This window comes from Paenibacillus bovis (genome assembly GCF_001421015.2).
Classification (GTDB): Bacteria; Bacillota; Bacilli; order Paenibacillales; family Paenibacillaceae; genus Saccharibacillus; species Saccharibacillus bovis.
In genome coordinates, this window is the sequence record NZ_CP013023.1 from 4,719,340 (window position 1) to 4,742,996 (window position 23,657).

At 48.4% G+C, this 23,657-nt stretch carries 18 protein-coding genes and 1 other annotated feature; all 18 genes read right to left on the minus strand.

Translation table 11 applies throughout. From position 1 onward, the window contains the following. Positions 1-20: 20 nt before the first annotated feature. The 18 genes from AR543_RS20110 to clpX all read right to left on the minus strand — a co-directional run bounded on the left by AR543_RS20110 (position 21) and on the right by clpX (position 23,655). Positions 21-263 (minus strand): DUF4321 domain-containing protein, encoded by a 243-nt coding sequence (locus tag AR543_RS20110; protein ID WP_060536142.1) that lies wholly within the window; start codon positions 261-263, stop codon positions 21-23. Between the two features lie 172 nt (positions 264-435). Further along, positions 436-1,821, minus strand: coding sequence for a UDP-N-acetylmuramate--L-alanine ligase (gene murC, locus AR543_RS20115; protein ID WP_060536143.1), 1,386 nt, complete (start codon positions 1,819-1,821; stop codon positions 436-438). A 6-nt stretch (positions 1,822-1,827) separates the two neighbouring features. Beyond that, entirely contained in the window at positions 1,828-3,204 is a 1,377-nt protein-coding gene (locus tag AR543_RS20120; RefSeq protein ID WP_060536144.1) for a bifunctional folylpolyglutamate synthase/dihydrofolate synthase, read from the minus strand. Between the two features lie 10 nt (positions 3,205-3,214). Then, positions 3,215-5,884, minus strand: coding sequence for a valine--tRNA ligase (locus tag AR543_RS20125; RefSeq protein WP_060536145.1), 2,670 nt, complete (start codon positions 5,882-5,884; stop codon positions 3,215-3,217). A 158-nt stretch (positions 5,885-6,042) separates the two neighbouring features. Then, positions 6,043-6,311: a binding site (T-box leader), on the minus strand. A gap of 140 nt (positions 6,312-6,451) precedes the next feature. After that, positions 6,452-7,426 (minus strand): RluA family pseudouridine synthase, encoded by a 975-nt coding sequence (locus AR543_RS20130; protein WP_418304204.1) that lies wholly within the window; start codon positions 7,424-7,426, stop codon positions 6,452-6,454. A gap of 2 nt (positions 7,427-7,428) precedes the next feature. Then, positions 7,429-8,730, minus strand: coding sequence for a glutamate-1-semialdehyde 2,1-aminomutase (hemL, locus tag AR543_RS20135; RefSeq protein WP_060536146.1), 1,302 nt, complete (start codon positions 8,728-8,730; stop codon positions 7,429-7,431). 149 nt (positions 8,731-8,879) lie between these two features. Further along, positions 8,880-9,881, minus strand: coding sequence for a porphobilinogen synthase (hemB, locus tag AR543_RS20140; protein ID WP_060536147.1), 1,002 nt, complete (start codon positions 9,879-9,881; stop codon positions 8,880-8,882). Positions 9,882-9,959: 78 nt separating this feature from the next. After that, positions 9,960-11,516, minus strand: coding sequence for a uroporphyrinogen-III C-methyltransferase (cobA, locus tag AR543_RS20145; RefSeq protein WP_060536148.1), 1,557 nt, complete (start codon positions 11,514-11,516; stop codon positions 9,960-9,962). A 4-nt stretch (positions 11,517-11,520) separates the two neighbouring features. Beyond that, complete coding sequence (hemC, locus tag AR543_RS20150; protein WP_060536149.1) at positions 11,521-12,471, minus strand: hydroxymethylbilane synthase; 951 nt, start codon at positions 12,469-12,471, stop codon at positions 11,521-11,523. Then, positions 12,471-13,166 (minus strand): precorrin-2 dehydrogenase/sirohydrochlorin ferrochelatase family protein, encoded by a 696-nt coding sequence (locus AR543_RS20155; protein WP_060536150.1) that lies wholly within the window; start codon positions 13,164-13,166, stop codon positions 12,471-12,473. Before AR543_RS20155 ends, hemC begins: the two co-directional genes overlap by 1 nt. Then, positions 13,163-13,990, minus strand: coding sequence for a cytochrome C assembly family protein (locus AR543_RS20160; protein WP_060536151.1), 828 nt, complete (start codon positions 13,988-13,990; stop codon positions 13,163-13,165). The genes AR543_RS20155 and AR543_RS20160 overlap by 4 nt, the downstream gene beginning before the upstream one ends. 14 nt (positions 13,991-14,004) lie before the next feature. After that, the gene (hemA, locus tag AR543_RS20165; RefSeq protein WP_060536152.1) at positions 14,005-15,390 is read right to left on the minus strand and encodes a glutamyl-tRNA reductase; all 1,386 of its coding nucleotides are present in this window, start codon (positions 15,388-15,390) and stop codon (positions 14,005-14,007) included. A gap of 367 nt (positions 15,391-15,757) precedes the next feature. Beyond that, positions 15,758-16,162, minus strand: a complete 405-nt coding sequence (gene speD / locus AR543_RS20170) for an adenosylmethionine decarboxylase (protein WP_017814088.1) — start codon at positions 16,160-16,162, stop codon at positions 15,758-15,760. 363 nt (positions 16,163-16,525) lie between these two features. Beyond that, on the minus strand, positions 16,526-17,107 hold the full coding sequence (locus tag AR543_RS20175; RefSeq protein ID WP_060536153.1) for a hypothetical protein: 582 nt from the start codon (positions 17,105-17,107) through the stop codon (positions 16,526-16,528). A 207-nt stretch (positions 17,108-17,314) separates the two neighbouring features. After that, positions 17,315-18,007 (minus strand): ribosome biogenesis GTP-binding protein YihA/YsxC, encoded by a 693-nt coding sequence (gene yihA / locus AR543_RS20180; protein WP_060536154.1) that lies wholly within the window; start codon positions 18,005-18,007, stop codon positions 17,315-17,317. A 465-nt stretch (positions 18,008-18,472) separates the two neighbouring features. Then, a complete protein-coding gene (gene lon / locus AR543_RS20185) occupies positions 18,473-20,809 on the minus strand; it encodes an endopeptidase La (protein WP_060536155.1) in 2,337 nt (778 codons plus the stop codon). A 318-nt stretch (positions 20,810-21,127) separates the two neighbouring features. Further along, the gene (ispG, locus tag AR543_RS20190) at positions 21,128-22,249 is read right to left on the minus strand and encodes a flavodoxin-dependent (E)-4-hydroxy-3-methylbut-2-enyl-diphosphate synthase (protein WP_060536156.1); all 1,122 of its coding nucleotides are present in this window, start codon (positions 22,247-22,249) and stop codon (positions 21,128-21,130) included. Between the two features lie 149 nt (positions 22,250-22,398). After that, positions 22,399-23,655: an ATP-dependent protease ATP-binding subunit ClpX gene (gene clpX, locus AR543_RS20195; RefSeq protein ID WP_060536157.1), complete on the minus strand. Its 1,257-nt coding sequence runs from the start codon at positions 23,653-23,655 to the stop codon at positions 22,399-22,401. Positions 23,656-23,657 lie beyond the last annotated feature (2 nt).

Sequence of the window (23,657 nt, forward strand, 5' to 3'; positions counted from 1 at the left end):
ACATGTCATCTTTAAATGATTCAGAGTCTGCGGTACAGCCATATCGCGGCTACTACCCCGAGCAGACTGAGCAGGCTCAATTTGAGATGAAGCTCAATGTTGTAGCGTATTATGTTCAAATTGGCACTGGGAGACCATTCAATGGTTGTTGACTTGGTCAAAAAAGATAAAATGGCTACAGGCTCCAGCAGTGTGGCGATCCATTCGCCAATCAGCCAGCCCAGCAGCAAAAACAAGATTAATACTCCTGCGTTTTTTTTCATGCCGTCTTTCCCCTGCCTTTAATTTGACACCACATTATTATACGTTGATTCTTACAGCAATACAAACAAAAAAGAAAAGAGTTGTATTTTGCTGAAAATCCCGTCAAAAAAGACTGTCCGAAGACAGTCTTTTGCTAAAATCATCCCTGCCTGTTGCCCTTCAGCAGGAAAATCAGTTGGCGTTATGTGCCGATTCGAGCTGTTCTGCGAGTGCTTTTGACACTTTCCAGATATCTCCGGCACCCATGGTAATGATCAGGGTTCCTGGTTCCATACGGGATGCCAGTGTCATAATTACTTCTTCCTTGTCCGCAATATAGTGAGCATTGCTGTTACTGTTTTCACGGATCAGATCTACCAGACGAGAGGAATGAACCCCTTCGATCTGCTTCTCGCCAGCCGGCGCATAAATATCCGTAATGATCACTTCATCCGCTTCACTGAAAGCACGGCTGAATTCATCCAGCAGGAAGAATGTACGGGAATAGCGCTGCGGCTGGAAAATCGCAATAATTTTTTTGCCAGTCGCCCGTGCAGCCTGAAGTGTCGCTTCGATCTCGGTTGGATGATGCGCATAATCGTCCACGACCAGCACATCATTTACTTCGCCAATCACCTGGAAACGGCGCTTAGCTCCCTGGAAACGGACAATCGCTGCCGCTACAGCAGTAAAGGAAAGTCCTGCTTCCAGACAGGAAATGATCGTTGCCATGGCATTGTATACGTTATGGATACCCGGTACGGACAGCTGTACGGTACCGAGCGTCTCTCCCTGATATTTCATAAGGAATGAAATTTTACGGTCATCCGGCTGAATATCTTCGGCTGTATAATCCGCCTTTTCATGGATACCAAAAGTAACGGTCTCTCCCTGGATATTCGGCAGCAGCTCACGGATATTTTCATCGTCTGCATTCACAATCGCTTTGCCGCCCGGACGCAACTGACTGAGGAACTGGACATAAGCCGCTTTGATATTGGCAAAATCGCCGTCGTAATTTTCCAGATGATCGGCTTCGATATTGGTTACAACAGCAATCGTCGGATGGTACTGCAGGAAAGTGCCGTCACTTTCATCCGCTTCGGCAACGACATAGTCGCCTTTGCCTGCTTTGGCATTGGTACCAAGGTTTACGATCTCTCCGCCGATAATATATGTCGGGTCCGCATCGCACTCTTCCATCACCAGTGCGATCATGGACGATGTGGTTGTTTTGCCATGTGCTCCCGCTACCGCTACCCCTTTGCGTTCGTTGAGCAGACGCGCCAGCATCTCGGAGCGATGAAGTACGGGAATATTCAGGCGTCTTGCTTCTACCAGTTCCACATCGTCATCCGCAACCGCCGAAGAATACACGAGCAGATCGGCACCGTGTACTTTCTGTGCATCGTGTCCGATATGGATTTGCGCACCCTGCTTGTCCAGCTTGGCTGCCAGCGCGCTCATGGCTACGTCCGAACCGGTTACTTTGTATCCCATCTCAAGCAATACTTTGGCAATCGCGCTCATGCCATAACCGCCGATGCCTATAAAATGTATATGTTCTGTCTTATTCATTATGTCTCACCAGCCCTTTTCAGAATCGGATTGATGCAAAAGAGTCGCTCTTACATCTGAAATTAAATACAGTGTTCCGGTAACGACCCCAAGATCTTCCCGTTCTGTGCGTGTCTTCAGCAGCTCAAGTGCCTGCTTCCAGTCACTTTCCACTATAATCTCAACTTCCGTTTTGTTCATGTCCTGCTGTATTTGACGGACCAGTTCGTAGAGTCTGTCCGCATCCATTTTGCGTCTGAAATCCGGTTCGGTCAGAATCAGCGTGTCCGCAATGGACAGCAGATGACGAAATACCGGTTCATGCTGTTTGTTCTCCAGCATGCCTGCCAGCATATGCAGCTTGTTGTACGTATACGTCTGGGGAATACTTTTCACGAGTGAAGCAGCTCCCTCGGGATTATGCGCTCCATCCAGTACGATCGGCGGTTCATCGGATACCTTTTCCAGACGACCGGCCCAGAATGTATGGCGGAATCCCGACAGCAACGGCTCATCATCCAGCACAAAAGCCATATACTGACGCAGCACTTCCAGCGTCATCATCGCGAGACCTGCATTGGCGCACTGATGCTCGCCCTGCATGCCGATCTCGATATCCATTTCACGGAATGGCCCATGGAAATGGAAAGACTGACTGTCCGCATCACCATGCAGCCGCTCTGCCGTATAATCACGTCCTGCCAGATACATCGTTGTGCGGCACTGCTCCGCTTTGCGGGCAAGCACTTCGATAACTTCCGGCTGATCCACACTGGTTACGACCGGGACACCCGGCTTGATAATGCCTGCTTTTTCCCCGGCAATCAGCTCCAGCGTATCACCAAGAATATCGGTATGATCATAGCCCACATTCGTAATGACCGATACGATGGGATTCACAATATTGGTCACATCCATGCGTCCACCCAGGCCGGTCTCCCAGACGACGACATCCGGGTAACACTCTTCGGCATAATATATAATAGCCAGCGCCGTAGATACTTCGAACATGGTCGGAGAACCCAGCTCGGTCGCTGCCATTTCCTGGACGAGCGGATACAGACGATTGGCTGCGCGAAGCAGCGTCTCTTCGGGAATATCCTGACCATTGTACTGAAACCGGTTAGTAAACTTGGTAATATAAGGCGAAGTAAATGTACCCACATCATAGCCGGATTCAATCAGTACCCGGGTGAGAAAAGCGCAGGTACTGCCTTTGCCGTTGGTGCCTGCTACATGAATAAATTTCAGTCTGCGATGCGGATTGCCGAGCAGCTGCATTAGCTGCTCGATCCGCTCCAATCCCGGACGAATGCCAAAAGGAATCAGATTATTAATCCATTCCACCGCTTGTTCGTAGGTATGTAGAGGGGCATTTTGCCCCTCCGCAGTTTCATATTCCATCACGTTCACCTTAACCTTTCAGTTCGGCAATACGGGCAAGAACCTTGTCGCGCTTGTCGGAATAATCAGCCTGCTTGGCACGCTCTTCCTCGATCACTTTCGCTGGCGCTTTGGATACAAAGCCCTGGTTGGACAGCTTTTTCTCCACGCGTTCTACTTCGGAGTTGAGTGTAGCCACTTCTTTTTCGAGACGAGCAATTTCCTGACCGATATCCAGCAGTCCTGCCAGTGGCAGATACAGTTCTGCACCGGTAACGACAGAAGACATTGCCTTGTCTGGCGCACTCAGATCCAGACCTGCCTGATATTCGGATGTATTACAGAAACGCTGGATATAATGAGCATTGGACTCGATAATATCGAGTGACTTTTGGTCATTTGCTTTTACCAGCAGCTCGATTTTTTTGCTCATTGGTACATTTACTTCCGCCCGGATATTACGTACAGAACGGATCATATCGATCAGCAGACTCATTTCTTCTTCTGCCGCTTTATTTTCCAGTGCAGGATCGAATTCCGGCCAGGCTGCCAGTGTAATTGTCTGGCCTTCATGCGGCAGATGCTGCCAGATTTCTTCGGAAATAAACGGCATAAACGGATGAATCATCCGCATCGTGCGATCCAGTACATAAGCCAGTACGGACTGGGTCGTTTTCTTCGCGGCTGCATCTTCTCCGTACAGGGACAGCTTGGCAATCTCGATATACCAGTCACATAGATCGTCCCAGATAAAGTTGTACAGCAAGCGTCCGGTCTCACCGAATTCATAAGAATCGATCAGGCGTGTAATATCGCGTGCCGTTTCATTCATACGATGCAGAATCCAGCGGTCTGCCGTACTCAAATTGCCAGTCAGATCGATATCTTCAAAAGTGAATCCTTCCATATTCATCAGTGCAAAACGGGAAGCATTCCAGATTTTGTTGGCAAAGTTACGGGACTGCTCTACACGTTCCCAGCGGAAACGCAAGTCCTGTCCAGGCGTACTGCCGGTCGAGATCATATAACGCATGGCATCTGCACCATACTGTTCGATAACTTCCAGCGGATCGACGCCGTTACCGAGCGATTTGGACATTTTCTGGCCATCCGAAGCACGTACCAGACCATGCATCAGCACATCCTTGAACGGGATCTGATCGGTAAACTCGATAGCCGTGAAGATCATACGAGCTACCCAGAAATAGATAATGTCATATCCGGTTACGAGCAAATCGGTCGGATAGTAGCGCTTGAGATCAGCTGTCTCATCCGGCCAGCCGAGTGTGGAGAACGGCCATAGTGCCGAGCTGAACCAGGTATCCAGTACATCATCATCCTGACGCAGCGTTTTGCCGGCATGCTCAGGCATTGTGCTTGGATCTTCAGCGGATACGATAATCTCGCCTGTTTCTTCACAGTACCATGCCGGAATACGATGTCCCCACCACAGCTGACGGGAAATACACCAGTCGCGTACATTTTCGATCCAGTTCAGATAGGTCTTTTCAAAACGATCCGGTACAAAGTTCGTACCTTTGCCGTTGCGTTGTGCTTCAATAGCAGCGTCTGCCAGCGGCTTCATTTTTACGAACCATTGCGTAGACAAATACGGCTCAACTACCGCACCGGAGCGCTCGCTGTGGCCTACCTGATGAACATGATCCTCGATACGGATCAGTACGCCTGCATCCTGCAGATCCTTGACGATTTGCTTGCGTGCATCACTGCGGTCCATACCTTGATATTTATCGGCATTCTCATTCATGATGCCGCCTTCGTCCATTACTACGATTTGTGGCAGATCGTGACGCTGACCCATTTCAAAGTCGTTCGGATCATGTGCAGGTGTAATCTTCACTGCACCGCTACCGAACTCGCGGTCTACATAATCATCGGCAATCACCGGAATTTCGCGGCCGATGATTGGCAGTACCAGCATTTTGCCGATCATGTCTTTGTAGCGCTCGTCTTTGGGATGAACCGCTACTGCTGTATCGCCCAGCATGGTTTCCGGACGGGTTGTAGCTACAGTGATCGAGCCGCTGCCATCTTTGAGCGGATACTCCAGATGGTACAGATGACCGTTTACTTCTTTATATTCAACCTCGATATCGGACAGCGCTGTGCGGGCCTGAGGGTCCCAGTTGATAATCCGTTTGCCGCGATAAATCAGGTCTTTTTCATACAGTTTTACGAATACCTGGCGTACTGCTTTGGACAGACCTTCATCGAGTGTAAAACGTTCGCGGGAGTAATCCAGGGAAAAGCCCATTTTAGCCCATTGCTCATGGATCGTCTGTGCATATTTATCTTTCCATTCCCATACTTTCTCGACGAATTTCTCGCGTCCCAGATCGTGACGGGTGATACCTTCGGCGCGCAGATTCTGCTCTACCTTGGTCTGGGTAGCGATACCCGCGTGATCGGATCCCGGCAGCCAGAGAGCATCATATCCCTGCATCCGCTTGGTACGGATCATAATATCCTGCAGGGTAAAGTCCAGCGCATGACCGATATGCAGCATACCGGTTACGTTAGGCGGCGGAATTACTATTGTGTACGGCTGTGCATCCGGACGCTGACCTGCACGGAAGAAGTCATTCTCCATCCAGTAATCGTACCATTTGCGTTCGGCTGATTTGGGATCATACGTTGTCGGCATGGATGTTCCTGCCGGATTCGTGTTTGGTTCTGTCATACAATTCCCTCCATAATTATCATATAAGTAAATGTGTACACTTTCTGCATGGACGGAGCCGCCTGATGCGGCTGATCGTGCCTGCGTATAAACTGTGTATGATGGGGTTGGGCAGTTATTCTCCAGTAAGGCCAGGTCAACAAAAAAAGCCCTTCGTCTCAAAGGACGAAAGGCCTGGCTCTCGTGGTACCACCTTTGTTTCGTTATCCGTATAGCATAATGGCCGGACAACGACACTCTAAGACAGATAACGGCTGCTACCGGTTTATTCTATACCAGCTCCTGATCATCATTATCAGACAAGTCTGGTCTCAAATAAACAACTCCCGGACGACTTCGACGTATCGCATCCTACAGAACCTCTCAGCGCAGCAGTTCTGCTCTCTTAAGGCCGATCATGTCTACTATTTCCGTTCACAGTTTTTGAAATAATTTTCACTCAACATCATAACTTGTGAACGTGGTAAAGTCAATAAAAAAGCTGACATCCGGCAGAAGGTCTGCAGAATGTCAGCTTGTTTGTCTATTCGTCCAAAAGAAGCTATATCTACTCTAAATAGAACACAATTATTCCTTTTCAATCAACTTGAGGTCTATTGCCAGCTTCTGTATATCGGCAGGCCATGGATCATTTATAATGATATCTTCTGCTGTCCATGGATGGATAAAAACAAGCTGCTCGCCGTGCAGTGCCTGACGACTCAGCAGATCACTGCGACCGCCGTACAGTGAATCCCCGATCAGTGGATGTCCCATATAGCTCATATGAACACGAATCTGATGGGTACGCCCTGTCTCCAATTTCAACCGGACGAGGCTAGCGGCTTTGGTTCCTGCTACCTTTTCTATATACGTAACAGCCGATTGACCACCCGGTGATACACGGCGGCGCTGCTTGTGATGACGATCCTTGCCAATCGGTTCGTCGATCACCGTAAGCTGTTCATTCACATTACCCTGCACAAGCGCAATATACCGTCTGCCAATATGCTTGTCTCTCATCTGCTCATCCAGCAGGGAAAGGGCAAATTCATTTTTGGCGTATAATACTGGTCCTGTCGTATCTTCATCCAGACGATGTACATGGCGGACAGCGCAGTCCTGGCCTGTACTTTCATAATGTGCAGCAATCGCATGAGCGAGTGTAATTCGCGTGTCCTGCGGATCGGAAGGATGTACCGCCATACCTGCCGGCTTGTGAGCGACCAGTACGTAATCATCTTCATACAAAATCTCTGCCGGATGATCATAGCGCGGTTCAAAGCCATATTCTACAGCCGGGAAAAGGCGCAGTCTGATACGGTCTCCGTTGATTTTGATTTCACCTTTTGAATGCAGTCTGCCCAGCAGTTTGGCGGGAAAAGAACGACTTTCCAGCCATTGCATCATCCGGGTATGACGCTGCTCGGTCTGCTGCAGATCCAGCTCGCGACCAGGCATAATCTCCAGCCATTCACCGCGGCGTTCAGCAGCGGGACGGTTGGACAGAGACGAATTAGCGTGACTATTGTGACTGTTGGATTGATCCATAGAAGATGTCATGGTTACAGTGACTTCATGACATCACGATGAATCGCAATCGTCTGCTCTATATCTTCATCACTATGCACGCCCGATACGAACATGCCTTCAAATGGAGAAGGAGCCACACTGATTCCGCGATCCAGCATCGCGCCGAAATAGCGCTTGAACATATCCATATCGCTCGCTTTGGCTGTATCGTAATTGGTTACCGGTCCTTCGGTCAGGAAAGGACATACCATAGAACCGACGCGGTTGATAGTCAGCGGGATACCCGCTTCACGCGCATTGGCTTCAAAACCTTCCTGCAGACGAGCAGAGATTTGTTCCAGACGAGCATAGACTTCCGGTGTCAGCAGACTCAGTGTAGTATAGCCGGCTGTCATCGCCAGCGGATTACCACTAAGGGTACCTGCCTGATAAATAGGACCTGTTGGAGCAATCTGTTCCATAATCTCGCGTTTGCCACCGTATGCGCCTACCGGAAGACCGCCGCCGATCACTTTACCCAGACAGGTCAGATCCGGTGTTACGCCAAAGCGTCCCTGTGCGCAGTTGATGTCTACGCGGAACCCGGTCATCACTTCATCAAAAATCAGCAAGCTGCCATATTGGGAAGTTACTTCACGCAGTCCTTCCAGAAATCCTGCTGCTGGAGGAACAACGCCCATATTGCCGGCTACAGGCTCTACGATAATACAGGCGATATCTTCGCCAAAACGCTCGAATGCCAGACGTACAGAGTCCAGGTCGTTATAAGGAACCGTTACCGTATTGGATGCAATCGATTCCGGTACACCCGGGCTGTCCGGCAATCCCAGTGTGGCTACACCGGAACCGGCCTTGATCAGCAGACTGTCGCCATGACCATGGTAAGAACCTTCAAATTTGAGAATTTTATCACGCTTGGTATAGCCGCGTGCCAGACGAATTGCACTCATGGTCGCTTCTGTACCGGAGCTTACCATACGTACAATATCGATAGAAGGCACCCGTTCAGCGACCAGTTTGGCCATACGCGTCTCAATTTCGGTCGGTGCGCCAAAGCTGGTACCTTTTACTGTAGCTTCCTGCAGAGCACGCACAACGTCCGGATGGGCATGTCCCATAATGAGCGGTCCCCAGGAACCGACATAATCGATAAATACATTGCCATCGATATCATACAGACGGGAACCTTCTCCGCGATCCACGTACACAGGAGTCAGACCTACCGTTTTAAAAGCGCGTACCGGACTGTTGACACCGCCCGGAATATATTGTTTGGCTTCTTCAAAAGCTGTACGCGAGTGTTCGTCACGACGTACGGAATTCATATTGTTCATTGATCAAGCACCTCCATAATGGTATCCAATGAAACAGATGAGCGATGAACAGGCAGACCTGTTCACCGCTAGCTGTATTCATTTTCCCTGTCCCGTATATTTACCCGTTCGGCTCATTCGCAATCCCGAACGAATAATCGGGAGTTATCTTATTCCTCACGCAACCAGCGTGCTACGTCTTTGGAGAAATACGTAATAATCATGTCTGCTCCGGCACGTTTGAAGCCCAGCATCATCTCGGTTACGATACCACGCTCGTCAATCCAGCCCTGCTGCGCAGCCGCTTTGACCATCGCATATTCACCACTAACATTATAGGCAACCAGTGGCAGATCAAAATTCTCGCGCACCGCGCGCAGTACATCCATATAAGCAAGTGACGGTTTGACCATCAGCATATCGGCGCCTTCCTGTACATCGCTTTCTGCTTCACGCAGCGCTTCACGTACATTCGCTGGGTCCATTTGATAAGATTTGCGATCACCGAATTGCGGAGCCGATTGAGCCGCTTCACGGAATGGACCGTAGAATGCAGACGCATATTTCACCGCATAGGACATGATCGGAATATCCTGGAATCCTGCATCATCCAGTGCTGCACGAATCGCATAAACGAATCCGTCCATCATATTGGAAGGAGCGATAATATCCGCTCCGGCCTGTGCCTGGGATACCGCTGTCTGAGCGAGCAGCTCCAGCGATTCATCGTTATCCACGTCCGCATGGATATGACCATCGATCTCATGAGCATGAACAACGCCGCAATGTCCATGATCGGTAAATTCACACAGGCAGGTATCTGCAATTACCACAAGCTGTGGATAATGTTCTTTGATATAACGAATCGCCTGCTGCACAATACCTTGTTCTGAATAGGCTCCGCTACCGACACTGTCCTTGGTCTCCGGTACACCGAATACCATAACAGCCGGAATGCCCAGATCTACAATCTCTTGAATCTCTTCACCAATTCGGTCCATTGAGAAATTATATACACCCGGCATAGAGGAGATTTCCTGTTTTACATTCGTTCCGTAGGTAACAAACACCGGCTGGATAAAATCCGTTCTGTGCAGACGGGTTTCACGAACCATGCTGCGGATAGCAGCAGTTTTGCGCAGACGACGATGACGTGTAAATGCTTGACTCATAATAATACTTCCTCTCTGTTTATAAAATAAAGCCGACCTGCTCAAGCGGTGGTCGGCATGCGATATGTCGATCATTCATTATTGGGACTGGAGCGAGACACTCCCCGCATTCCAGCGGCATAAAATATCTATTAATCCATCCAGGGTGGACTGCTCGGCCAGCAGCCCTACCTGCAATCCTGCCTGTTCAGCCGTAAGAGCGGTCTGCGGTCCGATGCAGGCAATTACCGAGTGGCGAAGTGTATCCGCCGGATGCTCAAAGCCCATTTTACGCATTGCAGCCAGCAGATTTGTGACTGTAGATGAGCTCGTAAAGGTAACGGCATGGATTGCTTTTTCTTCAAACAGCTTGCGCAGTTCGATATCGTCCTCATCCACCATAACTGTCTCATACGTATCGACCTCTGTCACGTCCAGCTGCATTTGTCTCAGCGTATCCGGCAGCCAGGAGCGTGCCAGGTCACCACGCGGCAGCAGAACACATTGTCCTGCCTCCAGCTGACCCTCCAGGCTCTCCAGCATGCCTTCGGCATGGAACTTCTCAGGCAAAGCTACCGCGGTCAGACCACAGTTGCGCAGAGCCGCCAGAGTAGCCGGACCCACAGCAACCAGACGGGCGCGATGCAGGGAGCGTATATCCTGCCCCTGCTCTTCCAGATGACGGAAAAAGTAATCCACACCATTTACACTGGTGAAAAACACCCAGTCATATGTTTCCAGCTGGGAGAACGCCTGGGTGATCTGCTGTCTGGCAGACTCACTGGAAGGCATCACAGTCTCGATTACCGGGTACTCATATGGTTCTCCGCCCAGTTCATCGATACGATCCACCAGTTCGCTTGCCTGGCTGCGTGCGCGGGTCACCAGAATGCGTTTGCCGAACAAAGGCAATCGTTCAGCCCATTGCAGATGCTCCCGTTGATTAACCACTTCTCCGACTACAATAACAGCCGGCGGTTTAAAATTGGCAGCAGCTACTTTGGCGGCGATATCCTGAAGGGTACCTACCAGGGTATCCTGCTCGGCCCGTGTTCCCCAGCGAACCAGAGCAACCGGTGTATTTGCCGGTCGGCCGTGACGAATGAGCTGTTCACTGATATAGCCAATTTTGGCTACGCCCATCATAAAGACGAGTGTTCCAGTAGCGTTAGTCACCTTATCCCAGTGAATACTCTCATCCAGCTTATCCGGACTCTCGTGTCCGGTAATGATCGATACGGAAGAAGCATGGTCTCGGTGAGTGACCGGAATTCCTGCATAAGCCGGTACAGCGATAGAGGAACTGATTCCCGGCACAATCTCGTACTCTATTCCATGCTGACGCAGAAGATCTGCTTCTTCGGCTACTCTGCCGAAGATCGTCGGATCGCCGCCTTTTAGACGAACAACGGTTTTGCCTTCTAGAGCCAGATCGACGAGCAACTGATTGATTTCTTCCTGCTTCATCGTATGACGGTCAGGCAGCTTGCCCACGTAGATTTTTTCCGCTCCCGGTTTGGCCTGCTTAAGAAGCCGTGGACTTGCCAGACGATCGTATACGATCGCATCGGCGAGTCCGATACATTCCCAACCACGAAGCGTAATCAGCTTCAAAGCTCCGGGCCCTGCGCCCACCAGATACACTTTGCCGGTCATTCCTTCATCCCCTAACTTCTGCCAGAATCTGATCCGCTCCACGAAGAATTAACTGATCCGCTACGGCAAGCCCAAGTTCTACAGGATGGGTGCCCTGCAGCGTTTCTTTCAGTATGGTACTGCCATCCGGTGAAGCAACCATTCCCGTTAATTGTATAACGTTTTGATCGGCTTGAGAATCCGGTGTGAGCAAGCGTACGGCATACGCGCCAATCGGCACCTGACAACCACCATTCAGCTTGGCCAGGAACGTTCGCTCTGCCGTTACGGTGAGCGCGGTCAGATCATCATTATATAAAGACAGCAGCTGCAGCATATGCTCATCATTGGCACGGCATTCCACTCCCAGAGCACCCTGCCCTACAGCAGGCAGACAGATGTCCGCAGGAAGATAGGCGCTGATCCGATCCGACCATCCCATACGGTCCAGTCCGGCTGCTGCCAGCATAATCGCATCGAATCCTTCACTCTCCAGCTTGCGCAGTCGTGAATCGATATTTCCGCGAATAGATTCAATTTGAAGATCGGGGCGATAGGCTTTAAGCTGACTTGCACGGCGTAGGCTGCTAGTTCCCAGCTTGGCTCCAACAGGGAGTTCGTCCAGCCCGCCACCATTACGGGTAATCAGACAGTCACGCGGATCGACACGTTTGGGAATCGCTCCATTTACCAGACCATCCGGCAGTACAGAAGGCATATCCTTCATACTATGAACAGCTATATCAATCTCACCATTCAGCAGTGCCTGCTCGATTTCCTTAACGAATAGCCCTTTACCGCCTACTTTGGAGAGAGTTACATCCAGAATCTGATCGCCTTTGGTAACAATCTTTTTGATTTCAAATTCCACTTCTATTCCGTTCTGTCTGCCCAGCTCTGTCAAAGCATCTATAACATGTCCTGTCTGGGTCAGTGCCAGCGCACTTTGCCGGCTTCCTACGATTATTTTGCGCATTAGGTTATCTCTCCCCGATGTTGTGCGATCCACTCTTCAATCCGAGGCTCTTCCCACCAGCAAAACCGTTCCTGCCGAATTTCCTCCAGTATATCCAGCTCTGAAGCTCGTTCCAGCAATCGCCTGCGTTCTGCCGGATCTTGAACCACTTGCTTGATCCGGTGGCGCAAATAATAAAGAAATTCAATATAAGTCTCATACTCCTGACCAAAATGCTGCTCCAGTTCACCCGCCAACCGTCGTCCCACGACCGGTCCTGCTCCCGAAGTCGTAATAGAGGCGATTAATCGCCCCCGGCGGATTACCATCGGATTGATAAAGCTACTGGACTCATGATGATCAGCCACGTTGACAGGAATACCTGCACACCGTGCTTCATCCGCTACCTGACGGTTTACGTCTGCATGTATCGTGGCCGCATGCACGAGAAAATAACGCTTAACTCCGCTACGCTCCGCGCCTGTCGAGCCTAAGACATCACCAGACTCATAATGACGTGCAATCCAGTGAATCCGGTCCAATCGGGCCAGCTCCTGCAATTCCGAAGACAGTTTAGGGCTGATCACCGTAATGATCGCACCGCCGCGCAGCAAGTTTCGCGCTTTACGCTCGGCTACCTTACCGCCGCCTACAATCAGGCAGTGCTGATTTCTACAATCCAGCATTACAGGAACGTATGGAATAATATCACTCATACGCCTACCCATTGGTGAAACGCCGACCAGGTATTGGCTACAAAATTAAGAATAAATACGATATAGCCTGCTATTGCCCATCGAGCCATAATTACCGCCGAATAATTACGCATATGCCGCGTAGCAAAATAGGCAATATATACACACAGTGCCAGTAGTGTAAATACGACTTTGAGATCCAGCAGCAGTACAAAGCGTCCTTCTGCAAAAATAGACATCAATGCCACAATCAATGATACGATCAGCAGTGGCGTACCGATAAGCATGGAAGTGTATGTATACCGCTCCATACTCTCCAGGCTTGGCAGCCGGCGTACGGTGTTATCCCATTTCTTTTGCTTGAGCTTACGGTGCAAAAACAAATACATGGCCGCAAAAACAGCAGCTACCGTATAAAAGGCAAAACTCAGATTGGCCAGTGCCACATGCAGAATCAGCAGCCCATGTACGGTATCCCAGCCCGAGGGCAGTGCCCCTTCACCAGGAGAATGCAGACGATTCTGAACCATAGCACAAAAGCCGATTACATTTAATAGCAATACGGCATAATCAGTCTTGAGTACCCTTTCGATAAAAAAGGAAATCAATATTAAAATAAAAGTAAGGAAAAAGAAAAAGTCATACGTTGAAAACAGCGGCAGTGTCTTCTCTTCCACCGTGCGAATGGTAATACTCGCCAACTGGATAATAAATACCAAAATAAGAAACCCTGTGCCCGTCCGCTTCGCCCTCGGATTGCGACGTATGCAATCCGAGAAATAAAACAGTAGGCTCAGGGCGTATAAATAAATAATAATATCGTATAACAGGTTAAACAGCGTCAAAGCAAATCACCTGCCTATAAAATTGCGGGAGCAAAGGATGCCATGTTTCCTTCAGCAACCGGTGAATGGGATGGCATGGAAGTCCGCTCGGAAGCAGGCTTGCTTACATTGGCTGATTCGGTCAAAGACTGTGTCTGTTCTTCCAGTGCGAACAGACGCGTGAATAATTCTACGGTCTCTGCGCCGTTTTTCTCGGCAGCCATTTCCTTGACCCGATTAATCGGCTCATGATTCATTTGATTGACAATACTTTTGGTCAGACGGCTAATCACTTTACGCTGTCTTTCATCCAGCTCTGGCAGCTTGTTAAACAGGCTTTCCAGTGTCTCTTCATGAATACGGGCACCACGCTCCTGAAGGGCGCGGATGACCGGTCTGACACCGAGTGTTTTCAGCCATTGCTGGAACACTTCCATTTCTTCGCGGATCATGCGTTCGATCTTGATCGCTTCGGCACGGCGCATCGCCATATTGCTCTCTACAATGCCTTCCAGATCATCAATATCATACAGGAATACATTGCTGATTTCGCCAATAGCCGGGTCCAGATCACGCGGAACCGCGATATCAATCATAAAGAGCGGACGCGATTTGCGCTGCTTCATGCTTTCTCTGATCATACCCGGATCCAGTACGTAGCCCTGTGCGCCTGTCGAGCTGATCAGAATATCCACTTCATGCAGACGATGGACCGCTTCTTCCATCGTGCATGGTGTACCGTTAAATTTGTGAGCCAGCTCCTGAGCCCGCCCCAGTGTACGGTTCGCTACAATCACTTCTGCCGCTCCGTTCGCGTACAGATGCTTGACTGTCAATTCGCTCATTTTGCCTGCGCCCAGAATCATAATAACTTTGTTATGGAAAGCACCAAAAATACGTTTACCCAGCTCTACTGCGGCATAGCTGACCGATACGGCACTTTCACCGATCATAGTCTCTGCATGCGCACGTTTACCGAGCGTAACAGCTTGCTTAAACAACATATTAAACCATGTGCCCGTCGCTTTGTTTTCCTGAGCCAGCTGGAAAGACCGTTTGACCTGTCCCAGAATCTGGGTCTCGCCAAGTACCATGGAATCCAGTCCACAGGTAACCCGGAACAGATGATCAATCGCCTGCTCATCTTCATATATATATAAATGCTGCGTAAATTCTTGACGGGAAATACCAAACCACTGCTCCATGAAGCCGCGGATAAAATGTCCGCACATATGCAGACGGTCCAGTACAACATAGATTTCCGTACGGTTGCAAGTTGCTACAATGGTGCCTTCCAATACACTTTTGGTATCCTTAAGCTGCCGGAGAGCTTCCGGTAATTCTTCATCCGCAATGGCAAACCGTTCTCTTACTTCAACCGGTGCTGTGCGGTAGTTGAGTCCGACAACAATAATGTGCATTGCAAGTTCACCCACCTAGTCTAAAAGTTGTAACTTATCACTTTTCGTTCTTCACAATACGTTAATTATATCACAGCAAAAAGGGCAATTTCGCCGTCTTTATGAAATGTTTATGAAATCCCGACATATCTTCATGCATTATTTAATTAAATTTGTTGTTTCACCGCTATAAAACGGTTCAATATTTTACCTACTGTATTATTTCGGCGTTATTCTTCTATTTCTTTAACCAATTCTGTATCATCCGATATACCCAAATAAAGCTATGAACATATGCATATAAAAAGGCATCCGATACACAGTACCAGATGCCTTTCTTTTGAGCGGTATTCATTTTCATTCTTTGCCCGTTTAAAGCAAAGCCTTATTATCGATTAATCAGTTCGCTGGATTGCATCACTGGAGTCTCTACTTGCAGTTCTCCAAGACCACGAACCAGTTTTTTGGCATACGTTTTTTCAGGCTTCAGAACGGACACCAGGTAGTCGATCGCCAATTGTGGATCTACGGTCTCTCCGCAGGTATAACAGTCAATAGCCGCGAATCCTCTCTCAGGATACGTATGAATCGAGAGGTGACTCTCCGACAACAAAACAAGCACTGTCGCCCCTTGTGGTTCAAATTGTTTGGATTGAACAGACATTACGGTTGCACCGCAAGCCTCAGCTGCTTCAACCATCTGAGCCTGCAAATATTCTGCACTGTTCAGCAAATCAAAATCTACACCCCAAGTATCAACAGCAACGTGTCTTCCGAAAGTTGAGTATTCCATCTTCCGGTTCCCCCTTCCTAGGAATAAAATGTTTGGAAATTTCATCCGCTAGGACCTACGTCATTCACTTCCCGAGGGAATAATCTCTCGCAACATTACCATGTCCTGAGTGAATCCTGGTTCCTATGTTATTTTCAACGAGATTAAAAATAACATCTATCGACACGAATTGCAAGCTTTTTTCGAATATTTTTGTGGGATGAGTAAGTCCATGAAAAAGCCCGGCTTTATGCGATTTTACCCAATATGACAGCAGCCCAACCATTGCTGATTTCTTATACATTTTTATGTATAAATATAACAAAAGACCATCCATCGATACGATGAATGGTCGATATGCATACTAGCATATGTGGGTCCTATTCAGGCTTCCAGGCTAAACAGCCGTCTCGCCTGAAGCTGCAGTTCCTGGTCAATCTCCTCGTAAGGACCTGCGGAAGCATTGCGTTGATCCAGCAGCTGATCCACTATACGGCGGACCAGTTCAATATCTGTCTCAATGGATGTGGACTGCAGGCGGGTTTTGAGCTCCAGCGAAGCATTCTTCTGCCGGTAGATCAATTTCTCGCCTTCTGCCGTATGCTCGGTGATCCTCTGCACAACACCCTGTTCATAATCATATATCATTGTGAATCCTTTGTAGATGCGGTTCACAACGCCTGAGCCTTTAAAGGCAACAAACAATTTACGAATCATATTTGTCAGATGCGGGTTTACCAAGCGGAAAGACAACTCACAGACATAGCTTCCTTCTTTGAGGTCAAAAGGTAAATGAACTTCCTCACCATTTCGTGTACCGAATACAATTTCCTGACAGCCATTATCGAGTACTTTTACCCGGTGATGGACATGGGGGTCTTCGGCATAGTGGATAAACTGGGACATTTGATCTTTCGACAACTGTAAACTGGCTTTGATATACTCTGTGGCTAACCGCTGAGCCATAAAAATCTCCTCAATTCTATTGGCATTCCAATATATTCATTATTATACATCAATCATGAACGGTATTGCCTGCCACCCGAGTCAACAATTTTCATCATATTTCAGAGAAAAACGGATTAATCGCTGTAAAGAACGGGAGAACGCCCTTGATGCTCCATTTTCCTCGCTAAATACCTTGTTTTACGGGTTAATCTATGAGTTTATGGCTTACTGGGAAGGAATATCATCTTCTTCACGTTCGTGGTGGTTGTCACTATCCTGTTCGTTCGCAGACAAGGATTCCATTTCTTCCTCTTCCAACTCATCTTCATCGGGGGCAAAGGCATGACGTTCGATGATGGACCATAATTCATCCTTACCCAGCCCAGTCTCGGATGAAAACAATACGAAATCATCTTCCGGTACAAAGCCCAGATCTGTTTTGACGACTTTGATGTGTTTGTCCCACTTGCTGCGAGGGATTTTATCGGCTTTGGTCGCTACGACGCAGATGTTGCAGTCATAGTATTTGAGCCAGTCATACATCATAATATCGTCTTTGGACGGAGCATGACGCAGATCGATCACCAGGATGACCAGCTTCAGCGGCTCGCGCTCCAACAGATATCTTTCGATCATTTTACCCCATGCTTCGCGCTGGCTTTTGGATACTTTAGCGTAGCCATAGCCGGGGAAATCGACGAAATACAGCATTTCATTGATCAGATAGTAGTTCAGATGCTGCGTTTTGCCGGGAGTCGCACTCGTGCGTGCCAGATTTTTACGGTTAATCAGACGGTTGGTCATCGAGGACTTGCCTACATTCGAGCGTCCGGCCAGAGCGATCTCCGGCAAACCATCTTCCGGATATTGATCCGGACGTACAGCACTGATAATAAATTCTGCATTGTTTACTTTCATAGGTTAGAAATCCCTTTCGTATATAAAATAAAATGAACGACGTGTGATGAAGCTCTGTTAGCGTGCGCTGACGGCCGTATCACCAATGTGCCCGTTACCTTCGTATTTTGCAGCTTGCCTACCGAACTTATTCGCTTCTAGCCTAGTATATCATCTTTTGTACGTTTGCAGGCCTTCTTACTGAATCTGTTGCTGCCGATCGATTATATAAAAACAAGCTTATGTCGGCTCACTTCAATAGATGCTATACACGCTATCAATAGATGCTGTTCACGCCGACCAGCAGGATGGACCAGATTCCAATACAAAAAGCGGCATCGCCCGCCGCTATCTGGTGAGCGATGCCGCTATATTGGATGATCGGAGTCATCTTGCTGGTAAGACACATATTTGTTATAGGCTGGACGATAGATGCTGGTTAGCCCCGCTTATTCGGTTGTACTCCACCAGCATTAGCATCAGCTATTAATGCAGGGTAGCTTCATGCACCAGAGCGTGCTCCAGCACCTGATCCATCGTGGCTACCGGAACAAAGGTTAATTCTTCCTTGATGCTATCCGGGATATCTTTGAGATCGCGTTCGTTATCCTGCGGCAGCAGAATTTTCTTGTAGCCCGCACGGTGTGCTGCCAGTGTCTTTTCTTTGAGTCCGCCAATCGGCAATACTCGGCCGCGCAGGGTAATCTCGCCGGTCATCGCGACTTCTTTGGAGACATAACGTCCCGTCAGCGCCGAGATCAGAGCCGTAGCAATCGTAATCCCTGCTGAAGGACCATCCTTGGGAATCGCCCCTTCGGGAATATGGATATGAATATCATTCTTTTCATAAAAGTCTGTCGGAATATCCAGCTCACCTGCTTTGGAGCGGGTATAGCTGAATGCTGCCTGAGCGGATTCTTTCATGACATCACCGAGTTTACCGGTCAGCATCAGCTTGCCGCTGCCAGGGACTACAGTGACTTCAATCGTCAGCGTCTCGCCGCCAACTTCGGTCCATGCCAGTCCGGTCACACTGCCGATCTGGTTTTCTTTTTCTACCAAGCCATAGCGGAATTTCGGTACTCCGAGATAATCCTTGATATCATCCGGAGTAATGATTACTTTTTCCAGTTCATCGGAGACGATTGCGCGTGCAGCCTTACGGCATAAGGCAGCAATCTGCTGTTCCAGATTACGCACACCGGATTCACGGGTATATTCGCGTACAACTTTGAGCAGGGTATCTTCGCCGACTTCCAGCTGTTCTGTTGTCAGACCATGCTCTTCGGTCTGCTTGGGCAGCAAATATTGTCTGCCAATCTGCAATTTCTCCAGCTCGGTATACCCCGGAATATACAGCATTTCCATCCGGTCCAGCAGCGGACGCGGAATACTCTGTACACTGTTGGCTGTCGTCACGAACATCACATTCGACAGATCGAACGGTACTTCTACAAAATGGTCACTAAACGTATTGTTTTGCTCGGGATCAAGCACTTCCAGTAGAGCCGCAGATGGATCACCACGGAAATCGGAAGCCATTTTGTCGATCTCATCCAGCAAGAATACCGGATTCATACTACCGGCATTACGCATCCCCTGAATAATACGTCCTGGCATAGCACCGACATACGTACGGCGATGACCACGGATTTCGGCTTCATCGCGTACGCCACCCAGTGAAATACGAACAAACTCGCGTCCCAGCGACTTGGCGATCGAGCGAGCCAGTGAAGTTTTACCTACCCCTGGTGGACCAACAAGACACAGGATCGGTCCTTTGAGCTTTTTGACCAGCTTTTGCACAGCGAGGTATTCGAGCACGCGTTCTTTGGGCTTGTCCAGGCCGTAATGATCTTCATTCAAAATCTGTTCGGCATGATGCAGATCCAGATCATCGGTTGTACGTTTATCCCATGGCAGGCTGAGCAACCAGTCCAGATAGTTACGGATAATGCCGCCCTCAGCCGAATTGGCAGGCGTTTTCTCCAGACGATCGATTTCTTTTTCGATTTTTTCTTGGACTTTCTCCGGTACTGTCAGTTCAGCCAGCTGCTGACGCAGCTCCTCGGCTTCTCCGGCTCTGCCTTCCTTTTCGCCCAGTTCTTTCTGGATCGCTTTCATCTGCTCGCGCAGATAGTATTCACGCTGCGTTTTTTCCATTTGCTTTTTGACGCGCTGGCTGATTTTGCGTTCCAGCTCCAGCACTTCACGTTCACTGTGCAAAATATCCAGCAGACGCTCCAGACGCATACGTATATCTACAGCTTCCAGAATATGCTGCTTGTCCTTGATTTTGATCACCAGATGGCTGGTAATTACATCCGCCAGTCGGCCCGGCTCTTCAATATCGGATACCGCAGCCATCGTCTCCGGGGTCACTTTTTTGGACAAATTGATATAATGCTCAAATTCGGTCAGTACCGTACGCATCAGAGCATGAACCTCAGGATCATTGTTTTCTTCCTCAGGCAGTTCTCTGGCTTGTACTTCGTAGTACTCTTCATTGTCCATATATTCAATCACTTCGGCGCGTTCCAGACCTTCCACCAATACCCTAATCGTACCATTGGGTAGCTTGAGCATCTGACGTACTTTGGCAATTGTACCTATTTTAAAAATCTCATCCGGACTCGGCTCTTCAATATTAACCTCCGACTGGGAGCAGAGAAGAATCAGGTTATCATCGACCATCGCCTTTTCTAAGGCCTTCACGGATTTATCCCGCCCAACATCCAGATGGAGTACCATGCTTGGATACACGAGCAGTCCTCTTAAAGGCAGCAAAGGAAAACGACGCGCCTTGTTTTTATGTGGTCCCATCGCTTTCGTACCTCCTGTAATTCGTGCGTATTATACTGCCTATATCATTCCTAGTTTAACAAATATCACATCGAAACACCAATGAACGGGAATCTGAACTGAAAAAAAGATACTGACAGAAGCAACTCTCTTCTATCAGTATCTTGATCTGCACCGACAGACTTACTATACGTCTGCCTGACGCCTGTATCATTTTATGTCTAACATTTAAAATTGTAGATAATTGATATTTTTGAACATCCTTTTCAGTAATATACCGTCTTGTAGACCTTATATCACATGTCAAGGCTGCTCGATCCAATCGAACTGCCGAATACCTTAAGGCTGTACGACAGGGGCATGGCGCTCTTCACGTCCAGGAATTTTGCCGGTCGCTTCAAAAGCTTCCACAATAGCATCAATTTCCTTTTTGAGTTCTACAACCATATCTGCCTCTGGTACTTTGCGGATCATTTTGCCATAACGGAACAGCAATCCTTCACCACGGGCACCTGCAATACCGATATCCGCTTCTTTGGCTTCGCCGGGACCATTAACGGCACAACCCAGTACGGATACTTTGATCGGTACTTTGAGCTTGGAGATGTATTCTTCTACTTCGTTCGCAATAGAGAACAGATCGATATCCAGACGACCGCAGGTCGGGCAGGATACGAGTGTTGCCGCATTGGAAATAAGACCGAATGTTTTGAGCAGCTCGCGAGCTACTTTGACTTCCTCTACCGGATCCGCACTCAAAGAAATACGTACCGTCGAACCAATACCCATAGCCAGCAGAGCACCGATACCTGCAGAGCTTTTGATTGTACCCGAATGCAGTGTACCTGCTTCGGTAATACCCAGGTGAAGTGGATAAGGAATAACTTCAGCCGCTTTGCTGTAGGCGGCAATCGCCATTGGTACGTCGGATGCTTTGAGGGATACGATAATATCGTGGAAATCCAGTTCTTCCAGGATACCGATATGGAACAATGCACTCTCTACCATGGCTTCCGGTGTTGGATAACCGTATTTCTCAAGTAGATGGTTTTCCAGTGAACCGGCGTTTACACCGATACGGATAGGAATATTTTTTTCTTTGCAGGCACGAACAACCGCTTCGACTTTTTCACGCTTACCGATATTACCCGGGTTAATACGCACTTTGTCGATGCCGTTCTCGATCGCGAGCAGAGCAAGCTTGTGATTAAAATGAATATCGGCAACAAGTGGAATATGGATGCGCTTTTTGATCTCTTTAATCGCAGCAGCCGCTTCTTCGTTGTTAACCGTTACACGTACCAGCTGACAGCCGGCTTCTTCCAGGCGCAGAATCTCAGCAACAGTAGCTTCTACATCTGCTGTTTTGGTCGTGCACATACTCTGGATCAGAACTTCATTGTTGCCTCCAATAGTCAGATCGCCAACTTTGACAGGTCTTGTGTTTTCTCTCAAAAACATGGTTTCTTCTCCCTTGCATTTGGGCTTAACCGCAAACCAGCCTTTATCCTGCAAAAAGGAAAAAGGCCGGCGCGATATGATTTATACATCATGGAAGTCAGCAAGCAGGATAACATTAGACAGTTACCAATGTCATCCATACTTTTTGATTACGCGCTTTCTTCCTGCTTTTTATCTTTACCGGTCTGGAGTTCAGGTACAACCTTGCTCTCCACAACCTGTTCTGTAATTACACATTTGGTTACATCGTCACGGGACGGCACTTCGTACATCACGTCCAGCATAATGCCTTCGATGATTGCACGCAGACCACGCGCACCGGTATTGCGTTTGATCGCTTCACGGGCAATGGCTTGCAATGCTTCCGGTTCGAATACCAGTTCTACATTATCCATTTCCAGCATTTTGGAATACTGTTTAGTCAATGCATTTTTAGGTTCGGACAGGATACGTACCAGTGTCTCTTCGTCCAGAGGTTCCAGAGCAGAGATAACCGGCAGACGTCCTACAAATTCCGGAATCAGACCGAATTTGAGCAGATCTTCAGGCAGTACCATACGCAGGTATTCGCCAGCTTTCAGCTCTTTTTGACCCTGGTTTTCGGAATTGAAGCCAATTACTTTTTTACCGATCCGGCGTTTGATGTATTGTTCCAGACCATCAAATGCACCACCAACGATAAACAGGATATTGGTTGTATCGATTTGGATAAATTCCTGATGAGGATGCTTGCGTCCGCCTTGTGGTGGAACAGAAGCTACTGTACCTTCCAGGATTTTGAGCAATGCTTGCTGTACACCTTCACCAGATACGTCACGAGTGATAGATGGATTCTCGGATTTACGGGCTACTTTATCGATTTCATCGATATAGATAATGCCGCGTTCCGCTTTTTCCACATCATAGTCGGCAGCCTGGATCAGCTTGAGCAGAATGTTCTCAACGTCTTCACCGACATAACCTGCTTCGGTCAGGGAAGTCGCATCTGCAATCGCAAACGGCACGTTCAAAATGCGGGCCATGGTTTGCGCCAGCAATGTTTTACCGGAACCTGTCGGTCCTACGAGCATAATGTTACTTTTTTGAAGCTCAACATCTTCAATCTTGCTTTGCGAATTCACACGTTTGTAGTGGTTATATACCGCTACAGACAGAGATTTTTTCGCTTGATCCTGACCGATTACATACTGGTCAAGAATAGAACGGATTTCCTGTGGTTTTGGGATATCCTTGAGATCCAGCTCTTCTTCGTGACCGAGCTCTTCCTCAACAATCTCCGTGCACAGTTCAATACATTCATCACATATATATACACCGGGACCCGCTACGAGCTTGCGGACCTGATCCTGTGATTTGCCGCAAAAAGAACATTTGAGCTGTCCTTTTTCATCATTGAATTTAAACATGT

Coding starts and splice junctions, on each gene's coding strand:
- AR543_RS20110 (WP_060536142.1), bottom strand. CDS start 263: ATGAAAAAAAACGCAGGAGTATTAATCTTGTTTTTGCTGCTGGGCTGG.
- murC (WP_060536143.1), bottom strand. CDS start 1,821: ATGAATAAGACAGAACATATACATTTTATAGGCATCGGCGGTTATGGC.
- AR543_RS20120 (WP_060536144.1), bottom strand. CDS start 3,204: ATGGAATATGAAACTGCGGAGGGGCAAAATGCCCCTCTACATACCTAC.
- AR543_RS20125 (WP_060536145.1), bottom strand. CDS start 5,884: ATGACAGAACCAAACACGAATCCGGCAGGAACATCCATGCCGACAACG.
- AR543_RS20130 (WP_418304204.1), bottom strand. CDS start 7,426: ATGACATCTTCTATGGATCAATCCAACAGTCACAATAGTCACGCTAAT.
- hemL (WP_060536146.1), bottom strand. CDS start 8,730: ATGAACAATATGAATTCCGTACGTCGTGACGAACACTCGCGTACAGCT.
- hemB (WP_060536147.1), bottom strand. CDS start 9,881: ATGAGTCAAGCATTTACACGTCATCGTCGTCTGCGCAAAACTGCTGCT.
- cobA (WP_060536148.1), bottom strand. CDS start 11,516: ATGACCGGCAAAGTGTATCTGGTGGGCGCAGGGCCCGGAGCTTTGAAG.
- hemC (WP_060536149.1), bottom strand. CDS start 12,471: ATGCGCAAAATAATCGTAGGAAGCCGGCAAAGTGCGCTGGCACTGACC.
- AR543_RS20155 (WP_060536150.1), bottom strand. CDS start 13,166: ATGAGTGATATTATTCCATACGTTCCTGTAATGCTGGATTGTAGAAAT.
- hemA (WP_060536152.1), bottom strand. CDS start 15,390: ATGCACATTATTGTTGTCGGACTCAACTACCGCACAGCACCGGTTGAA.
- speD (WP_017814088.1), bottom strand. CDS start 16,162: ATGGAATACTCAACTTTCGGAAGACACGTTGCTGTTGATACTTGGGGT.
- AR543_RS20175 (WP_060536153.1), bottom strand. CDS start 17,107: ATGGCTCAGCGGTTAGCCACAGAGTATATCAAAGCCAGTTTACAGTTG.
- yihA (WP_060536154.1), bottom strand. CDS start 18,007: ATGAAAGTAAACAATGCAGAATTTATTATCAGTGCTGTACGTCCGGAT.
- lon (WP_060536155.1), bottom strand. CDS start 20,809: ATGGGACCACATAAAAACAAGGCGCGTCGTTTTCCTTTGCTGCCTTTA.
- ispG (WP_060536156.1), bottom strand. CDS start 22,249: ATGTTTTTGAGAGAAAACACAAGACCTGTCAAAGTTGGCGATCTGACT.
- clpX (WP_060536157.1), bottom strand. CDS start 23,655: ATGTTTAAATTCAATGATGAAAAAGGACAGCTCAAATGTTCTTTTTGC.